The sequence below is a fragment of the Collinsella sp. BIOML-A6 genome, assembly GCF_009875845.1.
Taxonomy (GTDB): Bacteria; Actinomycetota; Coriobacteriia; order Coriobacteriales; family Coriobacteriaceae; genus Collinsella; species Collinsella aerofaciens_H.
In genome coordinates this window covers 57,280-77,131 of sequence record NZ_WWSL01000006.1, presented here as the reverse complement: position 1 = coordinate 77,131, position 19,852 = coordinate 57,280, and the positions used below count along the sequence as shown (strand labels likewise).

The 19,852-nt window shown below is 60.4% G+C and carries 19 protein-coding genes and 2 tRNA genes; 1 reads left to right on the top strand and 20 read right to left on the bottom strand.

What is annotated here, in order from left to right; genetic code table 11:
* Positions 1-59: 59 nt before the first annotated feature.
* The 8 genes from GT495_RS03510 to GT495_RS03475 form a co-directional block, all read right to left on the bottom strand.
* Complete coding sequence (locus GT495_RS03510) at positions 60-830, bottom strand: ABC transporter ATP-binding protein (RefSeq protein ID WP_204986876.1); 771 nt, start codon at positions 828-830, stop codon at positions 60-62.
* A gap of 9 nt (positions 831-839) precedes the next feature.
* A complete protein-coding gene (locus GT495_RS03505; protein ID WP_161161503.1) occupies positions 840-2,897 on the bottom strand; it encodes an ABC transporter permease subunit in 2,058 nt (685 codons plus the stop codon).
* Between the two features lie 265 nt (positions 2,898-3,162).
* The gene (locus GT495_RS03500; protein WP_055251878.1) at positions 3,163-3,306 is read right to left on the bottom strand and encodes a rubredoxin-like domain-containing protein; all 144 of its coding nucleotides are present in this window, start codon (positions 3,304-3,306) and stop codon (positions 3,163-3,165) included.
* 89 nt (positions 3,307-3,395) lie between these two features.
* Positions 3,396-3,899: a flavin reductase family protein gene (locus tag GT495_RS03495; protein ID WP_161161502.1), complete on the bottom strand. Its 504-nt coding sequence runs from the start codon at positions 3,897-3,899 to the stop codon at positions 3,396-3,398.
* Between the two features lie 209 nt (positions 3,900-4,108).
* Positions 4,109-4,579, bottom strand: coding sequence for an SsrA-binding protein SmpB (smpB, locus tag GT495_RS03490; protein ID WP_006235325.1), 471 nt, complete (start codon positions 4,577-4,579; stop codon positions 4,109-4,111).
* On the bottom strand, positions 4,569-5,486 hold the full coding sequence (locus GT495_RS03485; RefSeq protein ID WP_156600396.1) for a hypothetical protein: 918 nt from the start codon (positions 5,484-5,486) through the stop codon (positions 4,569-4,571). The genes smpB and GT495_RS03485 overlap by 11 nt, the downstream gene beginning before the upstream one ends.
* Positions 5,487-5,581: 95 nt before the next feature.
* Positions 5,582-5,658, bottom strand: a tRNA-Glu gene (locus GT495_RS03480).
* A 17-nt stretch (positions 5,659-5,675) separates the two neighbouring features.
* A tRNA-Gln gene (locus GT495_RS03475) sits at positions 5,676-5,749 on the bottom strand.
* Between the two features lie 276 nt (positions 5,750-6,025).
* Between GT495_RS03475 and GT495_RS03470 the strand changes: the two genes are divergently transcribed.
* Positions 6,026-6,436: a hypothetical protein gene (locus tag GT495_RS03470; RefSeq protein ID WP_161161501.1), complete on the top strand. Its 411-nt coding sequence runs from the start codon at positions 6,026-6,028 to the stop codon at positions 6,434-6,436.
* Between the two features lie 72 nt (positions 6,437-6,508).
* Here the strand turns inward: GT495_RS03470 and GT495_RS03465 are convergent, their stop codons facing one another.
* The 12 genes from GT495_RS03465 to GT495_RS03410 all read right to left on the bottom strand — a co-directional run bounded on the left by GT495_RS03465 (position 6,509) and on the right by GT495_RS03410 (position 19,760).
* Positions 6,509-6,868, bottom strand: a complete 360-nt coding sequence (locus GT495_RS03465; RefSeq protein ID WP_161161500.1) for an arsenate reductase family protein — start codon at positions 6,866-6,868, stop codon at positions 6,509-6,511.
* 92 nt (positions 6,869-6,960) lie between these two features.
* On the bottom strand, positions 6,961-8,013 hold the full coding sequence (locus GT495_RS03460; protein WP_161161499.1) for a MupG family TIM beta-alpha barrel fold protein: 1,053 nt from the start codon (positions 8,011-8,013) through the stop codon (positions 6,961-6,963).
* 116 nt (positions 8,014-8,129) lie between these two features.
* Positions 8,130-9,560, bottom strand: coding sequence for a PTS transporter subunit EIIC (locus tag GT495_RS03455; protein WP_161161498.1), 1,431 nt, complete (start codon positions 9,558-9,560; stop codon positions 8,130-8,132).
* A gap of 57 nt (positions 9,561-9,617) precedes the next feature.
* Positions 9,618-10,541, bottom strand: coding sequence for an N-acetylmuramic acid 6-phosphate etherase (gene murQ, locus GT495_RS03450; protein WP_161161497.1), 924 nt, complete (start codon positions 10,539-10,541; stop codon positions 9,618-9,620).
* A gap of 10 nt (positions 10,542-10,551) precedes the next feature.
* A complete protein-coding gene (locus tag GT495_RS03445; protein ID WP_161161496.1) occupies positions 10,552-11,403 on the bottom strand; it encodes a MurR/RpiR family transcriptional regulator in 852 nt (283 codons plus the stop codon).
* 204 nt (positions 11,404-11,607) lie between these two features.
* Positions 11,608-12,174: a VanZ family protein gene (locus GT495_RS03440; RefSeq protein ID WP_370457580.1), complete on the bottom strand. Its 567-nt coding sequence runs from the start codon at positions 12,172-12,174 to the stop codon at positions 11,608-11,610.
* A 120-nt stretch (positions 12,175-12,294) separates the two neighbouring features.
* The gene (locus GT495_RS03435) at positions 12,295-12,900 is read right to left on the bottom strand and encodes a recombinase family protein (RefSeq protein WP_161161494.1); all 606 of its coding nucleotides are present in this window, start codon (positions 12,898-12,900) and stop codon (positions 12,295-12,297) included.
* A gap of 174 nt (positions 12,901-13,074) precedes the next feature.
* The gene (locus GT495_RS03430; protein ID WP_161161493.1) at positions 13,075-15,210 is read right to left on the bottom strand and encodes a ribonuclease R family protein; all 2,136 of its coding nucleotides are present in this window, start codon (positions 15,208-15,210) and stop codon (positions 13,075-13,077) included.
* Between the two features lie 193 nt (positions 15,211-15,403).
* The gene (ftsX, locus tag GT495_RS03425) at positions 15,404-16,324 is read right to left on the bottom strand and encodes a permease-like cell division protein FtsX (RefSeq protein ID WP_161161492.1); all 921 of its coding nucleotides are present in this window, start codon (positions 16,322-16,324) and stop codon (positions 15,404-15,406) included.
* The gene (gene ftsE / locus GT495_RS03420; protein WP_161161491.1) at positions 16,311-17,531 is read right to left on the bottom strand and encodes a cell division ATP-binding protein FtsE; all 1,221 of its coding nucleotides are present in this window, start codon (positions 17,529-17,531) and stop codon (positions 16,311-16,313) included. The genes ftsX and ftsE overlap by 14 nt, the downstream gene beginning before the upstream one ends.
* A gap of 455 nt (positions 17,532-17,986) precedes the next feature.
* Positions 17,987-18,928 (bottom strand): transketolase family protein, encoded by a 942-nt coding sequence (locus GT495_RS03415; protein ID WP_161161490.1) that lies wholly within the window; start codon positions 18,926-18,928, stop codon positions 17,987-17,989.
* Position 18,929: 1 nt separating this feature from the next.
* Positions 18,930-19,760 (bottom strand): transketolase, encoded by an 831-nt coding sequence (locus GT495_RS03410; RefSeq protein WP_118079460.1) that lies wholly within the window; start codon positions 19,758-19,760, stop codon positions 18,930-18,932.
* Positions 19,761-19,852 lie beyond the last annotated feature (92 nt).

The window sequence follows — 19,852 nt, the reverse complement described above, 5'->3', positions numbered from 1 at the left end:
ATTGTGCGAACAATTTGCTTGGCGCACCATTCTGCTACAAATCCTACCAACCGTATAGGTTAAATAACGTATTCGGGTCCCTTTTGTTTCGACTTGATGAAATGGTCGTACACACGTTTCTTGTACCAGGCAAAGTCGGCGCTTCCGCGGTCGCGCGGGCGGCCCAGCTGCACCTCGACGATCTCCTCGATCTTGCCGGGTCGGCTCGACATGACCACGATACGGTCGGCCAGGTACACGGCCTCCTCGATATCGTGGGTCACCATGGCCATAGTGCCGCCCTGCTCGGCGTGGATACGCAGCAGCTCCTCCTGCAGCTCCATCTTGGTAAAGGCATCGAGCGCACCAAAGGGCTCGTCGAGCAGCAGAATCTCGGGATTAGTCGCCAAGGCGCGGGCGATGGCGGCGCGCTGCGACATGCCGCCCGAAAGCTGTGCCGGGTACGCGTCCGCGAACTCTTCCAGGTCGACGGTTTTGAGCAGGCGGCTCGAGATCTGGGAGCGCTCGGAATCGGAGCGCCCGCGCAGGCCAAACTCAACGTTGTCGCGGATGCTCATCCAGGGAAACAGACGGTGCTCCTGAAAGATCATGGTTCGGTCGGGGCCGGGGCCGGTCACAGGCTTGCCGTCGAGCGCGACGGTACCCGTCGTGGGATGCTCGAGCCCGGCGATGATCTTGAGCAGCGTGGACTTGCCGCAGCCGGAGTGGCCCACGATGACCAGAAACTCGCCGGCGCGGATATCAAGGTCGATATGGTCGAGCACGTGGCGCGTCTCGCCCTTGATGGAAAAGTCCTTGTTAAGGTCTGCAATCGAAAGCTCGTGAGACATCATGCCCTCCTAGTTCTTCTTCTGCTGCCAGGGCGTGGCGATCTTGGCGATCACGCCGAGCACCATATCCATCAGGACGCCGGCGACGGCGATGACGATGATGCCGGCAAAGACGATGGAGTAATCCATAAGTGTGCGGGCGTCGTTGATCCGAAAGCCGATGCCCGAGCTCGCGGCGATCATCTCGGAGCCGACGACGGCCATCCAGGCTATGCCGAGGGCGAGTTTGAGGCCCACAAAGATCGAGGGCAGGGCGCTCGGCAGATAGATGTGGCGGAACATCTGCCAACCCGGGAGGCGATACATGCGACCGACCTCCACGAGCTTGGGATCGCAGCGCTCGATGCCGTCGATGGTGTTGACCAGCACGGGGAAGAAGCTCGCCAAGAAGATGACCGCGACCTTGGACTCCTCGCCAATGCCAAACCAGATCACCAGCAACGGCACCCAGGCCATCATCGGAATCTGGCGCACGGCCTTAAAGGCGAGCGAGAAGAACTTGTGGGCCGAGGCGCTCATGCCCATGACCACGCCAAAGAAGATGCCGGCGACCACGGCGATGGCATAACCCTCAAGGATGCGGATGACGCTGATGGCAAGGTCGCCCTTAAAGGTGCCGGTCGTGAGCTGCTGCACGAGCGTCGACACGACCGAGGAGATCTTGGGCAGGACCACCGTGGAGAGGAGGCCCGTACTGGTAGCCACATGCCAAGTGACAAGCACCCACAGCGGCAAAATGAGCGCGAACAGCGTGTCGACGATATGAACGGCAGGCGCCGGGTCGGCGGCGGAACCGTTGGAGCCCAAGCGGCGACGCAGGTTACGGCGAGCGATAACGATGCCAACCGTGATGACCGCCGCGACTATGGCCACCGGAAGCGCGCCGATCAGCCCCTGGATAACCTCAGCCTGCTTTCGGGCCGCGCGGTTCTCGGGACTCGCCACGCTTGCGGCAATCGCGCTCGTCGCGAGCGTGGCGCCGTCCGTGCCCTTGCCGTCCGATCCAAATTCCTCAATCGCCTGCTTCAGGGGGCTCGAATCCGTCCAGGCTTCGATATCGACCTCGCTTTGGATGATCTTGTTATCGAGCTCAAACTGCTGGACGTTTTTCATGGCGTCGAGCATGTCATCCGAAAGCGATGCGGGACGAAGGGTCTTCTGGTCGGCCACGTTTTGCGCTTTGATGACCTCGATGGGGTTGCCCGATTTCTCGGAAGAGAGCTTTATAAAGCCCTCCGGGTCGGCAATGACGTCAGCACGCGCCTTGAGCAGCGCTTTGAGAATTGCCACCGACACATCCTGGTGGTCTTTGGCATATGCTGTGCGACCAATCAGAACCGTGGGCTCAAAATATGTGGAGGAATCGGCCTTGGCGCCATCGTGCAGGACCTTGACCAGACCTTCATTGGCAAGCTGCGTCTCCTGTCCGCCGCTCACCACCGCAGCATCCACACCGCCCGAAGCAAGCGTCGACAAGCCGTCGGGAAGCGAGGCATTGACTGGCACGATGTCATCAAAGGTGAGCCCTGCCTCAGCCAGCACGCGCACCAGGTACATCTGCGGCGTGGCACCGCGCATGTAGGCAACCTTTTTGCCCTTCAGGTCTTTGAGGCTCTTAATGCCCGAGCTCTTAGAGACGACGAGACGCCAGCCCGAACCAAAATCAGTCACGGCGAGCAGCGTGGTGTCGATACCCTTCGACTTGCCGAGAATGCCCGCAAAACCCGCGTAATCGACGTAGTCGAGGTCACCGGAGCTCAGGGCCTCATGAAGCGCGGGCGCCGCACCGACAAATCCCGTCACCTCGGCTTTGTATCCGAGCGGCTCCAGATACTCATCGAGATAGCCCTTGGTTTCGGCCACGCCGAGCAGACCGCTTGCAAAGCTATTGCCGCTCGAGGGAAAGCCGATGCGAACCGTCTTGGTCGGCGCATCAGCCGCCTTGGCCTGAACGGGCAGTGCGACAACAGCTGTCGCCGCGACAGCCAGCACGAACAGGAATGCGCACATACGGCGCTTCCAATCGACGCTGCGTACACCCCTTGTAATCGTGTCCTGCGATGTCATGAGCAATGCCCCTTCCCCAGCACGGACGCGGCGGATCCGCGTCTCCTTCGTTGCTTAGGTTCGGCATTATATCCGTTTATCCTACTAGGTTTATAGGGAAAGTAGCCTGACACCCCTATCAGAACAGCGCGACCGGCTATCGCAATTCCAGATACCCCGGCACACCAATGGATCCCTTGGGGACGGAGGAAAAGGACCCCGGCCGAGAATTCGACCGGGGTCCTTGGACAGAGCTATATGTTGCTGCAAGTCGTGTGTCTACGAGCTACTCCTCGACGAGCTCAAACTGATCGGGACCGACGCCGCACACCGGGCACACGTAGTCCTCGGGCAGCTCGGGCGTGTCGACCTCAACCTCGTAACCGCAAACGACGCACACAAACTTATACGTCTTTTTTTCCTCAGCCATGATGTTCTCCTCTCGAACGCGACTGGTGATGTACTTCATTTATTAGTATAGATTCTCAATAATATAATGCAAGTTTTTTTAGAACATTTCTAGCCTTGATAGGACGAGGCCTTGGGCGGCGTCTTGCCCTTCAGAACCTTGTGATAGTAGTCGTACGTCAGCGGCGTCTCGCCGCCCAGGCGCTCGGCATCCTCGACCTCGCCGATAAACAGTAGATGCGTACCCGCATCCACAGTGTCGATCAAACGGCAGCTAAACAGGGCTGCCGCGTGCTCGGGCACATAGGGCATACCGAGGGCAGTCTCGCGGGTCTCGTACTTGGCAAACTTGTCATAGTCGCTGCTGGTGCGGAACCCAAAGTTACCGATGTAGAGCATGTCGGCAGTTTGATCGATCACGGTCAGCGCGAACGCTTTGGCCGATGCGATGACGCCCGAGGTAACGTTGTCCTTGTTCACGGCAACCGAAATTCGCGGCGGCATGGATGTCACCTGCACCGCCGTGTTGATGACGCAGCCGGCGCGCAGCCCGTCTGCCGCGGCGCTCACCACGTACAGACCGCTCGGCATGGTAAAGAACGCAGTATTGTCCATAACGATCACTCCCCTAACCCGGGCTGGAACCTCATTGATGTATGTACCCACAAAAAAGGCGATACCCATAACGGGCGCCGCCCCGTACACATATGTGCCAAGATTGTAGGTCAGCCAAGTCCCTCCACCAAGTTGCGGTGAAATAGTTCCTGCTTGTCGGGTATTTGGCCTCAAACAGGAACTATTCCACCGCAACTTATGAAGGGTGGTCAGCGGTTGCGCTCCTTGAGGGCGCGGTCAATCTCGCGCTGGACATCGCGCTTGGCCATATCCTCGCGCTTGTCGTAAAGCTTCTTGCCGCGGCCTAGGCCCAGCAGCAGCTTTACGCGACCGTCGGTATTAAAGTAGAGCTCCAGCGGCACCAGGGCATAGCCGCGATTACGGAGCTTACCGTCGAGAAAGTCAATCTCCTTGCGGTGCAGCAGCAGACGACGGCGGCGATCAGGGTCGCGGTTCCACACGCCACCATGGCTATAAGGGTGAATATGCAGGCCCACGAGCCAGCACTCGCCGCCACGAATCAGCGCAAAGGTGTCGGTGATCTGGCACGCGCGCTCGCGAATCGACTTGACCTCGGTGCCACTCAGCTCAATGCCGCACTCAAAGGTCTCATCGATAAAATACTCGTGGTGTGCCGAGCGATTCTTGGAGATGAGCTTGCGCTCGCGCTTACTGGGCATCGCCGACCTCCTTGGTTCCATCGACGTTTGAGCCCGCGGCGTCGCGCTTTGCCTTGCGCTCGGCATTGAGCTCGGCGTCGCTCTCGCGCACCAGTTTGATAATCGCCGCGCAGGCCTCCTCGCCCACCAAGTCGCGAGCACGCACCGTCAGACGCGTCGCTTCCTGCTTGTCGCCGTCGCTTGCAGCATCGGTCGCGCACATAATCAGGCAGATGGCAATCTCGGCCGAAGGCGAGGTCGGCACGCCTTGCAGGGACAGTTCACCCATCACGTGGTCGTCGCTCTCATCGGCGGCATCCGGATAGGTGGTATGGATCTTGTTGAGCAGGCGTGTCGTGTGCGAATCGTTGGGCGCTAAGCGCAGTGCCAGACGAGCACAGCCCACAGCAGCCGAGATGTTCTCGGTCTCGGGCTCCAAGAAGTACTGACCTAGATTGGCGTAAGCGCGGGCGGCGCACTTGCCATCGCTTGCACGCTCCAGCACCGAGAACGAGAGCGATGCCCATTCCTGCTTGTCCTCGAGTGCGCGGAACAGCTCGGCCAAATCTAAGCGATAGTTGCAGTTCATGGGGTCCCAACGCACAGCCTGCATCAGGGCATTACGAGCGCTCACATAATCCTGCTGGCGAATGTAGGCAAACGCCATGTCAGAGTACAGGCGGTCAAACGGCACCTCGACCTGCACGAGCTCGCGCGGATCCTTCTCAACGCGGCGATAGGCCAAGCGCTCAAACTTGCTATCGAAGCTAAAGTATTGGCGCTTCTCCTCCGTCTTGCACTCGGCGTCAATATACTCCTCGGCAAGTTCCACCAGGCGCTCCAACAGCGGCGTCGCCGTAGCCAGGTCGCCCTGCGCCAGATAGTTCTCGGCATACGTGATGTCTTGCAAGCTGATGGGCAGATCCATGGCTACTCCTCGATCTGAGCGAAACACGGCGGGCGCCGTATATACGGTCGATACACAAAACCCGGGTCTCTTGCGAGGCCCGGGCGTTCATTTTGTGGTAGCCCGTACCAGATTCGAACTGGTGATCTCCGCCTTGAGAGGGCGGCGTCCTAAACCGCTAGACGAACGGGCCATATGTAGCAAATGCAATGGCTGGGATGGAGGGAGTCGAACCCCCATTGACGGAACCAGAATCCGCTGTCCTGCCATTAGACGACATCCCAATGACTGCATTGCTGCGCTCGGCTGTGCCTTTGCGCAAGAAAGAAATATACGGGAAGTCCCGTCATGACGCAAGCCCCAATTTTGACTTTTTTGAAATTCGGCCAAATTGGCCTAATTTCGTCCAACCCGTGAAGGACCTGTGAAGCCGACCGCTGTACACGAAGGGCAAAACGCCGCGAGCGGTAGCCGTCAACCGTTGGCAGATTCTACCGCGAAAACGATAGCGCCAGGCAACACAATCGAAGTATCAATGATCGCGTAGATATCGAGGCACCATGGACGAAGAGCTTGATTACCTATGGGAGACTCTGGGCCTCGAGATCACTGCTGACCTTTGGCCCGAACGAGACAAAATCCATCCCACACTGCGCCCCGCCATCACGGTAGTGCAGGCAAACTACCGACGCGCCTCATTTTTGATCATGCGAACGTCATGGCATGCGGCGCTCCCCGACCTCAAGCGCATCCAGGCAAGCCTCGTCGAGCTGTCCGGCATGCCGACCGTCATATCCGAGACGAACCTGGAGCGGCGGCAGCGCGAGTGCCTGCAGCGGCAACGGATTCCGTTTATCTGCCCCGGCATTCAGGCATACCTGCCCTTTATGGACGAAGAGTACTGGAGCGACACGTCCGACACGTACGTAAAGACCTACGACCCACACGAATGGGCGCAACTGGAGGACTGACTGGGCCAGGCCCGCCGGCGGAAAGCACACCCCAGAATCGCCACTCAAAACGGGACGCGCTTTCCACAGTTGCTACAGCAGCGCCTCGGCCCAGGCCGCTTCCTTAAAGCCCGGAATCGCAAAGTCATCGCCCACCAGCAGCGGACGCTTAACCAGCATACCGTCAGTCGCCAGCAGCTCGTAGCATTCCTGGTCCGTCATACCCGCATCCAGGCGCGCCTTCAGGCCCAGCTCTCGATATTTCATGCCCGACGAGTTAAAGAAGCGTCGCACCGGCAGCCCCGAACGCGCAATCCAGGTCGCGAGCTCCTCAGCCGAGGGATTGTCCGTAACGATATCGCGGTCGATATACTCAACCCCATGCTCGTCCAACCAGGCCTTGGCCTTTTTACACGTCGAGCATTTGGGATATTCAACAAACAGTACGGTCATGGGAATCCTCCGAATGTAGATCGGCCAACGCAGGTACATACCATACGAGGCGCCTTCGCATCATGGAGCAATTGTAGCCCACGGGTCACACGCTAAACAAACCGTACCCCAAAGCCTCGCTTAACGAACGGCAGCAACTCCATCGCTTCGGGCGCAATATGGCCTACAACGTTCATGCGCTCGTCGCCGGGAAGATCGACCCGCGCAATCTCAAGCTCGCCTTCGTAGCGCCCATAGCCGCTATTGCTCACAGCGATCGACCCCGTCTTTCGCGGCAGGCCGGCACCGGTATCCGTCGGCACGGAATCCGGCTTAAGCGTCGTGCGCGACTCCTGAGACCTAAAAATAAGGGCGCTCGAGTCAGGTCGATCGTGATGGACTTGCCCCAACAAATAGGAGTATCCGGGGTCGAGCTGGCACGGCATGTCAACATATCCAGCGGAAATCTGGGCAAACTGTGCCCAACCTGCATCGGAAAGATCGGGGTCGCCGACCAAAACAATGTCGCAATCGGCACCATGTGCGAGCTCAAGCATGTTGAGGGCAACCTTTGACGCGCGACCGCGCTGCGCCTCAACCGTCGGCAAGCCCTCGAATACCGGCCCGCGAACGTTGGCATCACCCGGCACAAAAGCCATGATTTCGAAGCCAAGGGCTGCAAGACGAAGATTCGTCCGAGCAATGTCCTCCAGAGCTAAACCGGTATAGGGCTTGGGATAAAAATTGTGGCAGGCGGCAAAACGGGTCACATCGGCGCCGGCTTCTCGCCACGACGCGATTTCATCAGGACTCACCGTCGATGCATTGACCACAATGCGAAATACACCGGACAGCTCCGCGACCCGCTGGGGACTAAAGCCATAATCCAAGCGCAGGTACTCCAGTCCCAGATCACGCAAGTCCTCCATGCGCTCAAGGCCCAGCAAATCGCACGTGCGCGGCCCCACATCGGCAATGAGCGCAATACCGCGAGCGGAAAGTCGCGACAGCACCTGGCGAACCTTATCGGCATACGCCGCTCCCCCATCCTCGGGAATATGCAGCGAGGTAAACGCATAGCGCGCGCCTGCCGCGGCGCCATGTTCAATCGTCCGCTCGATATCTTGCAGAGGACTGGAAAGATAGACAGAAATACCCGTTCTCACGCTTCGATTCTCCTTTAAAAAGGCCGGCGGGGCAGTTAGCCCCGCCGGCACAACCATAGCATCAAGCGATCTGCGGCACGTCAAGACGCTCGAATGACATAGCGCGCAGCATCAGGCTACTCGCCAAAGAACTCGTTGATCTTCTGCTCGTCGACGCCGAAGAACCACGTCAGGACAAAGCCGGCGGCATAGGCAAGCAGCATAGCGGCAACGTAGCCGAGCTGCTGGCCGGGAACGACGATCAGCAGGCCAAACAGACCGGAAACGCCCTGAGAAACCGTGCCGATGTGCAGCAGCGCCGCGAGCGCGCCACCAAATCCGGCGCCCAGGCAGGCCGTCACAAACGGGCGGACAAGCGGCAGCGTAACAGCATACATCAGAGGCTCGCCAACGCCCAGGATGCCAACGGGAATGGACTCTGCAACATACTTCTTAAGCTTGGCGTTCTTGGTCTTAAAGTACAGCGCCAGACCGGCACCGACCTGGCCGCCGCCAGCCATCATAAGGATGGGCAGCAGGTAGTTGATGCCCTTGGTAGCGCCATCGGGATCGTTGAGCATAGCGTGGATCGGCGTAAGTGCCTGATGCAGGCCGACGGACACCAGCGGCAAGAAGCCTGCCGACAGGATATAGCCGCCCAGAACGCCCAGCTTCTCGAAGATAAAGGTCAAAACGCTAAAGATGGCAGTCGTCAGCCATGCGCCAACCGGCTGGATGACGAGCATCAGAGCAAAGGCGCCGATGATGAGCACCAGCAGCGGAGACAGGAATGTATCGAGCGCGTTGGGCATAACCTTGCGAATTTGATGCTCCATCCAGGCAAAAAACGCGCCAGCGATGAGAGCCGCGATCATGCCGCCCGCGGCGGGATTGTACTGCGCATTGGTGAGCGGCAGCAGAATAGCGGTGCTGGGATCGGCGGCACCAGGCGCAAGCAGGGGCATAGCGCTGTTGGCGATACACATCATGCCGGCGATACCGCCCAGTGCAGCGGAGCCGCCAAACTCGCGCGCCGCGTTGTAGCCCACCAAGATGGGCAGATAGGCGAAGAGGGCCCAACCCATGGAACGAATGCCCTGGTACCACCACTCGCCTGCAAGCGCGCCTGCCGTCGAGACGTTAATGACGTTGCAGATACCGTTGATGAGGCCAGCCGCAATGATGCCGGGAAGCAGGGCGACGAAGACATTGGAAATTTTCTTGAGGAAGGCCTGAACCGGTTTGGTCTCGTACTTGGCCTTCTGCGCGGCCTTGTTTGTGGCCGCAGCGTCAGCCACACTCTCGTCAGCAACGCCTTTCGCAAGGCCGGTGAGCTTGGAGAATTCCTCGAGCACCTTATTCACCTTGCCCGGACCCAGCACGATCTGCATCGTGTCGTCCTCAACAAGGCCCATCACACCGTCGAGTGCCTTAATACCCTCCGCGTCGACGTTGCCCGCGTCTTTGACGGTCACGCGCAGGCGCGTCATGCACGCCGCGTTTGCCAGCACGTTGTCTTTACCGCCCAAAAGGTCCAGCAGCTTTTGAGCCAGCTCTTTGTTCGTCATAACTCCTCCTTGTATCGGGTATCTCTTCTGGATGTCACATCTGCTCACGCCGTGCACCTATTGGGCATCGGCATTGCCTTTCTCATGGCCACTCACCGCAGCACGGACATGGCCGCGCGCCCGCCCAAGAGCTACCGCAGCCTGCTCGGTATCGCAGTCCAGCAGCACCGAGACAATAGCGGTTTTTACGTGGCCACCGGCATCTGCAAGCGCCTGAACAGCGCGCTCGCGCGTGCAGCCGGTCGCCTCCATCACGATGTTCTGGCCGCGCACCACCAACTTCTCGTTCGTCTGCTGTACATCGACCATCAGGTTTTGGTATACCTTGCCGATCTTGACCATGGCACCGGTCGAAATCATGTTGAGAATGAGCTTTTGGACCGTTCCCGCCTTGAGCCTCGTCGAGCCGGTCAGCACCTCGGGACCGGGCACGGGCTCAATGGCAAGATCTGCGCTCTCCCCGATCTTCGACCCTTGGTTACAGGCAATTGCAATGGTCTTGCACCCAGTTGCCTTGGCGTACACAAGGCCGCCCACCACATAGGGAGTACGACCGCTTGCCGCCAGGCCAACGACAAGATCCTTGTCCGAGAGTCCACGCTCCCGCAGGTCGCTCGCGCCAAGCTCCTCGCTGTCTTCGGCACCTTCGACAGCCTTGATAAACGCCGTCTCGCCTCCGGCAATGAGCCCGACAATCAGATCGGGTGACACGCCAAACGTGGGCGGGCACTCCGAAGCGTCGAGCACGCCCAGACGACCGCTGGTGCCTGCACCCATGTAAAAGACGCGCCCGCCGCGCTCGAGTGCCTCGGCAGCCCAGTCGATTGCTGTGGCAACCTGGGGCAACACTTTCGTGACCGACTGGACGGCACGAAGATCCTCATCGTTCATCGTCGTGACGATTTGCAGTGATGTCATCGTATCGAGGTCCATTGACCTAAGATTGCGCTGTTCGGTCGTGAATTTTGTTAAATCGAGCATTTCATTCACCTCATCTTTCCTGTTTCTCGATGTAGTTTTGCTTAATGACATGCGTCGCCCGCTCGTAGTCGCTGGCAACGTAAGCAGCGTACAGGGCATCGACAACCATAAGCTGGGCCATACGCGAAGCCATGGCACCGCTGCGGACCAAGGGCTCACTCGCGGCGACGCCGAGCACGGCATCGGCCATGGTGGCAAGCTTGGACGATCCATCTACTTTGGTCACGGCCACAACGGAGCAGTTGTGACGTTGAGCCTCGACGGTGCAGTCCAGCACCTCTCGCGTCAAGCCCGAGTAGCTAAAGGCGATTGCCATATCGCCCTCATGCATGTTCTTGGCACACAGAAGCTGATCATGCCAGTCGTCGTATAGATGGCACGCTTTGTCAACACGCATGAGCTTTTGCGCCAGATCGTGCGCGACCAAACGAGAGGCGCCGATACCGAACAGATTGACCGCGCGTGCCCGCTTAAGATGGGCCGCGCATCGCTCCAAGACGCTGTAATCGAGCATTCGCGCCGTCGCCTCGATCGTGCGCACGTTGTTTTTCATCACCTTCCCCACGATACGTTCGACGCTGTCGTCCATGGAGATGTCCTCGAGGGCAACGTCTTTCTTATCACCCAAGAGCGCCAGTTCGGCAATCAGTTCGCGCTGGAACTCCTTGTAGCCCGCAAAACCCAAGCGCTTGCAAAAGCGCAAAATGCTCGAGGGCGAAGAGAACGCGGCATCGGCAAGACCGCGGACGGACAGCCCGACCACCTCGTGCGGATGAGCGCTTACGTATGCGATGACATTGCGTTCCGCCGGACTCGCACTGAGCTCACGTTCGCGAAGCCGCAAAAGCAATCCGTTTGCCATCTCAAACACCTCCGTTGAGAAGAATTAAAGACCAACGAACGATTCGTACCGGATATAAACAGCTTTTACGGTACATTGTGCCGCATCATGGCGCACAAAGGGCGAGCGTTCTACCGCTCGCCCCTCAAATCCGACCGCTCGGAAATACGCGCGACACAAAATAATTCAACGAGGTCGCATTATAAGAAACGGGTTTGTTACCGGTTAGCGCCTCGCATGGGCGCCGATGGGACAGGTCGCGCGCCGAGCCAGCGCGGCCACCAGCAACACCAACAGCATGGCGACAACGTAGCCCGCGGCATCGAAGCCCAGGTCGATCATGTCGAAATGACGGCCAGGAACAAAGATCTTGTGCACTTGGTCACCGACAGAGCAGACGGCGCAAAAGAGCGCAGCGAGTACGTACCGGAATCGCGCGCATGGCAGGCACCCGCCCAGGCATACCACGGTCGCCGAAGCAAATAGTCCGACAAAGAAGAACTCAACGGTATGTGCGACGCGACGAATGTTGGCACCCATCCACAGACGAACGGGCGCTAGCGGGTCGGGATGAACGGTGGCAGTCATTGAATCCGCGCCCTCGACGGCATCCCCCGCCTGGGACTCCTGCGTGGCGTCGGGCCGCACGTCCGCGGCCCGTCCTTCCACCGCGCGCGCGGTGGACTCGCTGAGCGACGACGTCTGCTCCACGTTTTGCTCCGTCAGCATCCAAATACTTGCCAGCGTCACGACCAGCAGGACAACCGAAATCCATCCGACTATGTGCTTCACACGAGCCAAGGGCTAACCTCCGTCATTTTTTGAGCAGCAGCGAGTGTACCCCCAAATGCAGTTGTCGCCGTAGCGAAATCCAAAATGTTCGAATCGGGGCGCCAAAGGACCGTGGCGCCCCTACCCCATCTCGCGCATCCAGCGATCGAAGGTCCCCACGCACACGCCTAGCCGCTTTGCCGCCTGACTCCGCGTGATATCGCCCGCCTCGTAGGTATCGCGTACCAGCTCGAATTGCGGAGGACAGGGCTTGCGGGGCCGGCCAAAGCGCACGCCGCGCGCTCGCGCCGCCGCAATGCCCTCGGCTTGGCGCCGGTGAATGTTCTCGCGCTCCACCTGCGCCACATAGCTCAGCAGCTGCAAAACAATATCGGCAATCAACGCACTCGTCACGTCCGACCCACCACAGTCCCTGGTGCGCGTGTCGAGCAATGGCATGTCCAGCACCACGATGGCGGCGCCGAGCTCTTTGGTTATGCACCGCCATTCCTCGAGGATCTCACTGTAGTTACGGCCCAGCCGATCAATGGAAAGTACCACCAGCACATCACCGGAATCCAACGCACACAGCAGCTCGCGATACCGCGGTCGATCGAAGTCTTTGCCGCTCGCACGATCGGCAAAGATATTCGCCGGTTCCACGCCATAGGCACCCAGCGCATCCAGCTGCCGATTCAGATTTTGATCACGCGAGCTCACCCGCGCATACCCGTACACCGTTGTCATCTCATCCCCGCTCTCTCGAAAACCTCCCAAAAAGGAACAGGTTTATTTTGGTAGGTTTTATCTCCCCTGTAGCAGGCTGAAGACGCAAGCGCGCGGGCGGCAAGACGATTGATGCGCCACAAAACAGGCGGCCCCAAAAGACCGCCCCGTTCTCTATGAATCACCAAATTCCGGCTAATGAATAAGCCTGAAATCCAAGTGTCCGCGCGTGGTGTTGACGCGCGAGACCTCGATGATCACGCGCTGCCCCAGCTCATAGCGAGTCCCCGTGTCGGCGCCCGTGAGCGTGAGCGCGTCCTCATCAAACTCGAACCACTCGTTGCCCAGACTCTTGATCGAAACCAAACCCTCAACCTGTGTCAGATCCAGGCGCACAAAGAGGCCCATGCCGCTGACCCACGAGATCGTTCCGGCGTAGCGCTCACCCAGGCGGTCCTCGTAGTACTGGGCGATCTTGATCTTTTGCGTCGCATGGCTGGCGGCGTCGGCCGCACGCTCGGCATCGCCGCACGCGCGGCAGATTTGCGGCAGGATGCGCGGCAGGGACTCGCGGCCCTTACCGATCAGCCGCGGCGTACGCACCAAGGCGTCCTTGCCACCCAGCCGCTCGTAGGCCAGCTGCAGCTTGAGTACGCGATGCACCACCAGGTCGGGATAACGGCGAATGGGACTCGTAAAGTGGCAATAGCACGGCGCGGCAAGTGCAAAGTGGCCCTCGTTGCGCGGCTTGTACAGTGCGCGCTGCATACTGCGCAGTAGCAACGTGTTGACGAGCGGTGCGTTGGCCGTACCGGCTGCGGCGTCAACCGCCGCCTGCAGCTCGTCGGGGCTTCCCAGGGCAATGCCTGCCGCGCGACGGTCATCGATGATACCCAGCTGTGCCAGCGCCACGGCGGCACCGTGCAGGCTGTCGGGGCTGGGATCGTCGTGCACGCGATAGCAGGCCTCGATATCGCGGTCGGCCAGCCACTCCGCCACGCACTCGTTGGCCAGCAGCATGGCTTCCTCAATCAGCGACGTGGCGCACGAGTGCTCACGGGCCACGATCTGCACGGGCACACCGCCCTCGTCCAACAGCGCACGGATCTCGGCCGTATCAAAGTCGACCGAACCGCGCGCACGGCGAATACGACGGCGAAGCTCGGCGAGCTCGTTGGCAGCTACGAGGAAATCCCCCAAGTCGACGCTATAGCCGCGAGCGGTTTCCTCGCACGCAAGCCCGCGCTCGAGCGCTTCCTCGCGCGAGGCTTCAACCGCGGCAACATCCTCGGCGGCACCCTCCAGCACCGAATACTCCACCGCACCGGCACGTACCAGCAGCGCCTCGGCACCATCGTAGTCCATGCGCACGCGCGAGCGGATCACGCTGGGATAGGGATCGTAATGGCGCACGCGACCCTGCGCGTCGAGCTCAATGTCGACGGTAAACGCCAGGCGGTCCTCGTCGGGACGCAGCGAGCACAAATCGTTCGACAGGCGCTCGGGCAACATGGGCAGCACGCGATCGGCAAGATACACCGACGTCGTGCGATGGCGGGCCTCCAGATCGATATGTCCGTCCCAGGCGACATAGTGCGAAACGTCGGCAATATGAACACCCAGCTTGTAGCCACCCTCGGGCGTGCGCTTCAGCGAGATGGCGTCGTCAAAGTCGCGCGCGTCGACCGGGTCAATCGTAATGACAAAGCGGTCGCGCAGGTCTCGGCGAAGCGGGTCCTTGAGTGCCGAGGCCACATCGAGCGAAAGTGCCTCGGCCTCGGCTAGCGCGGCCTCGGGATACGTATCGGTATAGCCATAGCGCGCCATCACATACTGGACGCCCAAATCGGGCGCATCATCGCCGCCAATACGGCGCTCGATCGTCACGGTGCCCGATTCCAGGCGCGTCGGATATGTCAGGATGCGTGCGACGACCGCATCACCCGGATGAACGCCCAAGCGCTCCGCCGAGGTGTCCTCCGGCAGGATAAAGAAATCGGCCTTTAGGCGAGAGTCAAGCGGCTCGATTACCCCGAGCGGGCCGGCGGTCTGGTACGTGCCCACCACGCTCATGGCTGCACGCTCGACGACGCCCTCGATTACGGCGCGTCGCTCGCCATGCGGGCTGTTCTTAATGCTCACGGCAACGGTATCGCCGTCCATAATCTCGCGCTTGCCGCGGCCCATGACCTTGTAGTCGCCGTTTTCGGTTACAACGTAGGCACTATGCTCATGGAGCTGCACGCGTCCGGTCAGACTCGGGCGACGCTCGCTGCGCACCGGCCCGCGCTTATTGCGAGCTCCACGCTTATGCTTGTTATTGCGCCCCATGGCGCCTCCTTACTATCGATGGCCGTTTACACCCCAAGAGTCTACCCAAATGATCCCTTGGGGACGGCAGGATTGAGGGTCACATAGATAGACCAGCGCCACGATGATCCGCAATCCTGCCGTCACCTCGGGATCAAAAAACGGGCCGTCCCCAAAAGAGACGACCCGTTAAAGGAACGAATTCCAATCACGCCTACACGCGCAGATAGCGGCGCATGGCGATGGCGGAACCAAAGAGACCGATCAGCACGCCGACCAAAATCAGCGCGGCGTAGGTCACCAGGTAGTACTGTATCGGCAGCGCAAACGACATCCAGCCGATGCTCTCCTGCAGACGCGGAACCATCAGGTTACGTAGCAGCTCCAGCACGCCGATGGAAAGCAGCGAGCCTAAGATGGCCTGAAGCACGCCCTCGGTAATGAACGGCCCGCGAATGAAGCCGTTGCTTGCGCCCACCAGACGCATGATCGCGATCTCACGACGACGCGCCGTAATGGACAGGCGAATCGTGTTGTTAATGAAAATGAACGCGATAAAGGTCAGCAGGCCGACGAGCACCACAGCGGCGATACGGATGTAGTTCGTCACCTGGAACAGGCGGCTCACTTCCTCCTGGCCGTACAGAACGCTCGCGTTAACGTCGCCGTCATCCGCGATCTTCTGAAAATCGGCGTTCTTCTTGAGCTTCTTGGCCGTGCTCTCGACCTTGGACGGATCATCCATCTCGATGGCGAACGAAGCCGGCAGCGGGTTCTGACCGTCGAGCGCGCTCATGGTAGCGTCGGCGTTACCCGACATCTTGCTCGTGTACTCGGCCAGCGCGTCGTCCTTGTCCTTGTACGTCACGGACTTGACGTTGCTCCACGTCTTGAGCTCGGCCTCAAAGGCCTGAACATCTGCCTGGTTGGCATCATCGCTAATAAAGGCGTTGATGACGACCTGATCCTCGACGGTGCCGATCACGGAGTTCAGCATCGCGGAACCCATAATGAACAGGCCGATGATAAACAGCGAAAGGAAAATCGTGATGACGGCGCCGAGCGAGGTGGTCCAGTTACGGAAGAAGTGGCTGATTGCCTCTTTGAGCGAGTAGCCCACGTTAGTTGGTGCCATAGTTGCCGTAACCTCCCCTCTCCTGGTCGCGGATTACGTGGCCGCCCTCGAGGGCGATCACGCGACGGTGCATGCTATCGACCATCTCGCGGTCGTGCGTAGCGACGATCACGGTGGTACCGGTGCGGTTAATGCGCTCGAGCAGCTTCATGATGCCCAACGAAATCGCCGGGTCGAGGTTGCCCGTGGGCTCGTCGCAAATCAGCAGCGGCGGGCGGTTGACCATAGCGCGGGCAACGGCCACGCGCTGTTGCTCGCCACCGGAAAGCTGATCGGGCAGCGAGTCCATCTGATCGGCCAGACCGACCAGACGCAGCACCTCGGGCACCTGGCTGCGAATGACGCCCTTGGGCTTGCCGATGCACTGCAGGGCAAACGCCACGTTTTCGTAGGCGGTCTTTTGCGGCAGGAGCTTAAAGTCCTGGAACACGGCGCCAATCTGACGACGCAGGAACGGAACCTTGCGGTTCTTGATCTTCATGAGATCCTGGCCGGCAACCAAAATGCGGCCGCTTGTGGGCTTGACATCGCGGTTGAGCGTCGACAGCAGCGTGGTCTTACCCGAGCCGGAGTGACCGACCAAAAAGACGAACTCGCCCGGATAGATCTCGATGTTGACGTCGTCGAGTGCGGGCTTGTTGGGCTGCGCCGGATAGATCTTGGTGACGTGCTCCATAAGGATGACGGGCTCGACACCGGCCTGCTTGGCCATCTTTTTGCGGCTGGCCTGCGGGTCGATGGGCGCAAACACCGACGTGAAGTCGGGGTTGTTGAGCGCGTTGTCGAGGCTTGCGACCTCGGCGGCCTGATCGCGCTCGACCACGGGAGCCGCAGGCTGCGTGGGGTCGGGAATGCCGGCAAAAAGACCGGACTGCGCGGGCTGCGGCGCGGGAGCCGCAGGGGCCATCGGATCGGGGATGCCGGCCATGGTAGGCTGCGGCGTGGCGGCGCTCGTCTGAGGCTGAGCCACGCGGGCGGTCACCGTCTGAACGGGCTCAAAGCCAGCCGTGCCGGAAAGCGCAACATCGTTGTTGGGGTTGTAGGCAAGGGGATCTGCCGCCGGCTGTGCCTGATCTGCCGGCTGTGCGGGGATCGGGCTCAACAGCTGATCCTCTGAATCCGGAGTGGCGAAACGACTGCCCGCGACGCTCGGCTGCGTCTTGGGGGCTTTATCGCCCGCACCGGAGGTACGGAAGTGGTTACCCACTGGTGCTCCTTATCGTCGTGCGTTTAAACTACATGAGCGCTTTGTATTTTAGCAGCATTGCCTTTGCTGCACATAAGAAGCATGGCGGGCTTTGGGATCTGTCCGGCCGAGCGCAGGGTTGCTCTCCAAATCGTCCTCGGACATGTCGGAGCCCCCACTGCGCGCTTTGCGCGGCGGGGGCTCCTCCGTCCTGCGGAAAGATTTGGAGAGCAACCCTGTGCCCGGCCTGCGGCTACTATGGGGCCGGCGCATCTACCTTGTGATGCTGCGCATACAAAGTTGGAAGGGTCTGAATGGCACTTTGTTGGGATGGGCCCGTTTCCCGGAGAAAACCCTTGCTTGATGCGGGCCTGTTTTTTGTTTGTTGCTAACAAAAAACAGGGGCGCTCTCTTTGAGGACGTCCCTGTTTTCGTTTATGTGTGTTTGGTTTGCAGCCAGATGAGCGATGGTTGCTCTAGGCCAAGAACTCCTTGGTGGTCGCCACGATGTTGGCGGCGTCCAGGCCGTACTTGTGCAGGAGTTCGGCACCCGGGCCGGACTCGCCGAAGGTATCGCTGACGCCGATCTTCTTGAGCGGCGTCGGGCACTGCCCGCACAGGACATCGGCAACGGCGCTGCCCAGGCCACCGATCACGGAGTGCTCCTCGACGGTCACGACGTGGCCGGTCTTGGTGGCGCTCTTGACGATCAGGTCGGCATCGATGGGCTTGATGGTGTGCATGTTGATGACCTCGGCATCGATGCCCTCGGCAGCAAGCTGCTCAGCGGCCTCGAGCGCCTCGCCGACCATCAGGCCGCAGGCGATGATGGTGACGTCGGTGCCCTCGCGCATGACGATGCCGCGGCCCAGCTCGAACTTGTAGGTCTCGGGGTCGTTGATAACGGGCGAGGCCAGACGGGCAAAGCGCATGTACACGGGGCCGTCGCACTCGTAGGCGGCGCGCGTCACGGCGCGGGCCTCGACGTCGTCGGCGGGAACAATCACGGTCATGCCGGGGATGACGCGCATCAGGGCGATATCCTCGCAGCACTGGTGCGTGGCGCCGTCCTCGCCCACCGAGATACCGGCGTGCGTGGCACCGATCTTAACGTTAAGGTGCGGGTAGCCGATGGAGTTGCGGACCTGCTCAAAGGCGCGGCCGGCGGCGAACATGGCAAAGGTGCTCGCGAAGGCGACGCGGCCGGTGGTCGCGATGCCAGCGGCAACACCCATCAGGTTGCTCTCGGCGATGCCCACATCGAAGAAACGATCGGGGCAGGCGGCCTTAAACTTGCCGGTCTGCGTGGCGGCGGCCAGGTCGGCGTCGAGGACCACGAAGTCATCGTGCTCGTTGGCGAGCTCGACGAGGGCCTCGCCGTAGCTTACGCGCGTGGCGATTTTCTTGACGTCTGCCATCCTAGAGCTCCTCTCCGGCGGCCGTGAGCTCTGCCATGGCCTGCTCAAACTGTTCATCGTTGGGGGCCTTACCGTGCCAGCCCACCTGGTTCTCCATAAAGGAGACGCCCTTGCCCTTCGTGGTCTCGGCGATAATGGCGGTCGGCTGACCCTTGGTGGCGCGAGCCTCGGCAAAGGCGGCGCGGATCTGGTCGAAGTCGTTGCCGTCGGCGAGCTCCACCACATGGAACTTGAAAGCGCGGAACTTGTCGGCGAGCGGCATGGGATCGTTGACCTCCTCGACGGGGCCGTCGATCTGCAGGCCGTTGTGGTCGACGATCACGCAGAGGTTGTCGAGCTGCTGGTTGCCGGCGAACATGGCGGCCTCCCAGACCTGGCCCTCCTCGCTCTCGCCGTCGCCCAGCAGGGCGTACGTGCGGTACGTATCGCCCCAGTGCTTGGCGGCAACGGCCATGCCCACGGCGGCGGAGATGCCCTGCCCGAGCGAACCGGTGGACATGTCGACGCCCGGGGTGTCGTTCATGTTGGGGTGACCCTGCAGGTGACTGCCGATGTGGCGCAGCGTCTCGAGATCCTCCTTGGGGAAGAATCCGCGCTCGGCGAGCACGGCGTACAGACCAGGCGCGCAGTGACCCTTGGAAAGCACGAAGCGATCGCGGTCGGCCTTGCGGGGGTCGGCCGGGTCGACGTTCATTTCCTCAAAGTACAGATAGGTCATGATGTCGGCAGCGCCGAGCGAACCGCCCGGATGGCCGGACTTGGCAGCGTGCACGCCGGTGACGATGCCCTTCCTTACCTCGTTGGCAACCTTTTTGAGCTCTTCGTCGCTCATTGTGCCTTCCTTTCATCCTCTTTAGACAAGATGTGCACGGCACAGAAGGTCGTCCCAACACAGCCGCAATGCACGTACGTCATTCATTATGC

Excerpts from the sequence above, each read along its gene's own strand:
- GT495_RS03410 (WP_118079460.1), bottom strand. The coding sequence starts at position 19,760 with ATGAGCGACGAAGAGCTCAAAAAGGTTGCCAACGAGGTAAGGAAGGGC.
- GT495_RS03505 (WP_161161503.1), bottom strand. The coding sequence starts at position 2,897 with ATGACATCGCAGGACACGATTACAAGGGGTGTACGCAGCGTCGATTGG.
- GT495_RS03510 (WP_204986876.1), bottom strand. The coding sequence starts at position 830 with ATGTCTCACGAGCTTTCGATTGCAGACCTTAACAAGGACTTTTCCATC.
- murQ (WP_161161497.1), bottom strand. The coding sequence starts at position 10,541 with ATGCTCGATTTAACAAAATTCACGACCGAACAGCGCAATCTTAGGTCA.
- GT495_RS03500 (WP_055251878.1), bottom strand. The coding sequence starts at position 3,306 with ATGGCTGAGGAAAAAAAGACGTATAAGTTTGTGTGCGTCGTTTGCGGT.
- smpB (WP_006235325.1), bottom strand. The coding sequence starts at position 4,579 with ATGCCCAGTAAGCGCGAGCGCAAGCTCATCTCCAAGAATCGCTCGGCA.
- GT495_RS03495 (WP_161161502.1), bottom strand. The coding sequence starts at position 3,899 with ATGGACAATACTGCGTTCTTTACCATGCCGAGCGGTCTGTACGTGGTG.
- GT495_RS03455 (WP_161161498.1), bottom strand. The coding sequence starts at position 9,560 with ATGACGAACAAAGAGCTGGCTCAAAAGCTGCTGGACCTTTTGGGCGGT.
- GT495_RS03415 (WP_161161490.1), bottom strand. The coding sequence starts at position 18,928 with ATGGCAGACGTCAAGAAAATCGCCACGCGCGTAAGCTACGGCGAGGCC.
- GT495_RS03485 (WP_156600396.1), bottom strand. The coding sequence starts at position 5,486 with ATGGATCTGCCCATCAGCTTGCAAGACATCACGTATGCCGAGAACTAT.
- GT495_RS03465 (WP_161161500.1), bottom strand. The coding sequence starts at position 6,868 with ATGACCGTACTGTTTGTTGAATATCCCAAATGCTCGACGTGTAAAAAG.
- GT495_RS03470 (WP_161161501.1), top strand. The coding sequence starts at position 6,026 with ATGGACGAAGAGCTTGATTACCTATGGGAGACTCTGGGCCTCGAGATC.
- GT495_RS03445 (WP_161161496.1), bottom strand. The coding sequence starts at position 11,403 with ATGGCAAACGGATTGCTTTTGCGGCTTCGCGAACGTGAGCTCAGTGCG.
- ftsX (WP_161161492.1), bottom strand. The coding sequence starts at position 16,324 with ATGGCACCAACTAACGTGGGCTACTCGCTCAAAGAGGCAATCAGCCAC.
- GT495_RS03435 (WP_161161494.1), bottom strand. The coding sequence starts at position 12,900 with ATGACAACGGTGTACGGGTATGCGCGGGTGAGCTCGCGTGATCAAAAT.
- GT495_RS03430 (WP_161161493.1), bottom strand. The coding sequence starts at position 15,210 with ATGGGGCGCAATAACAAGCATAAGCGTGGAGCTCGCAATAAGCGCGGG.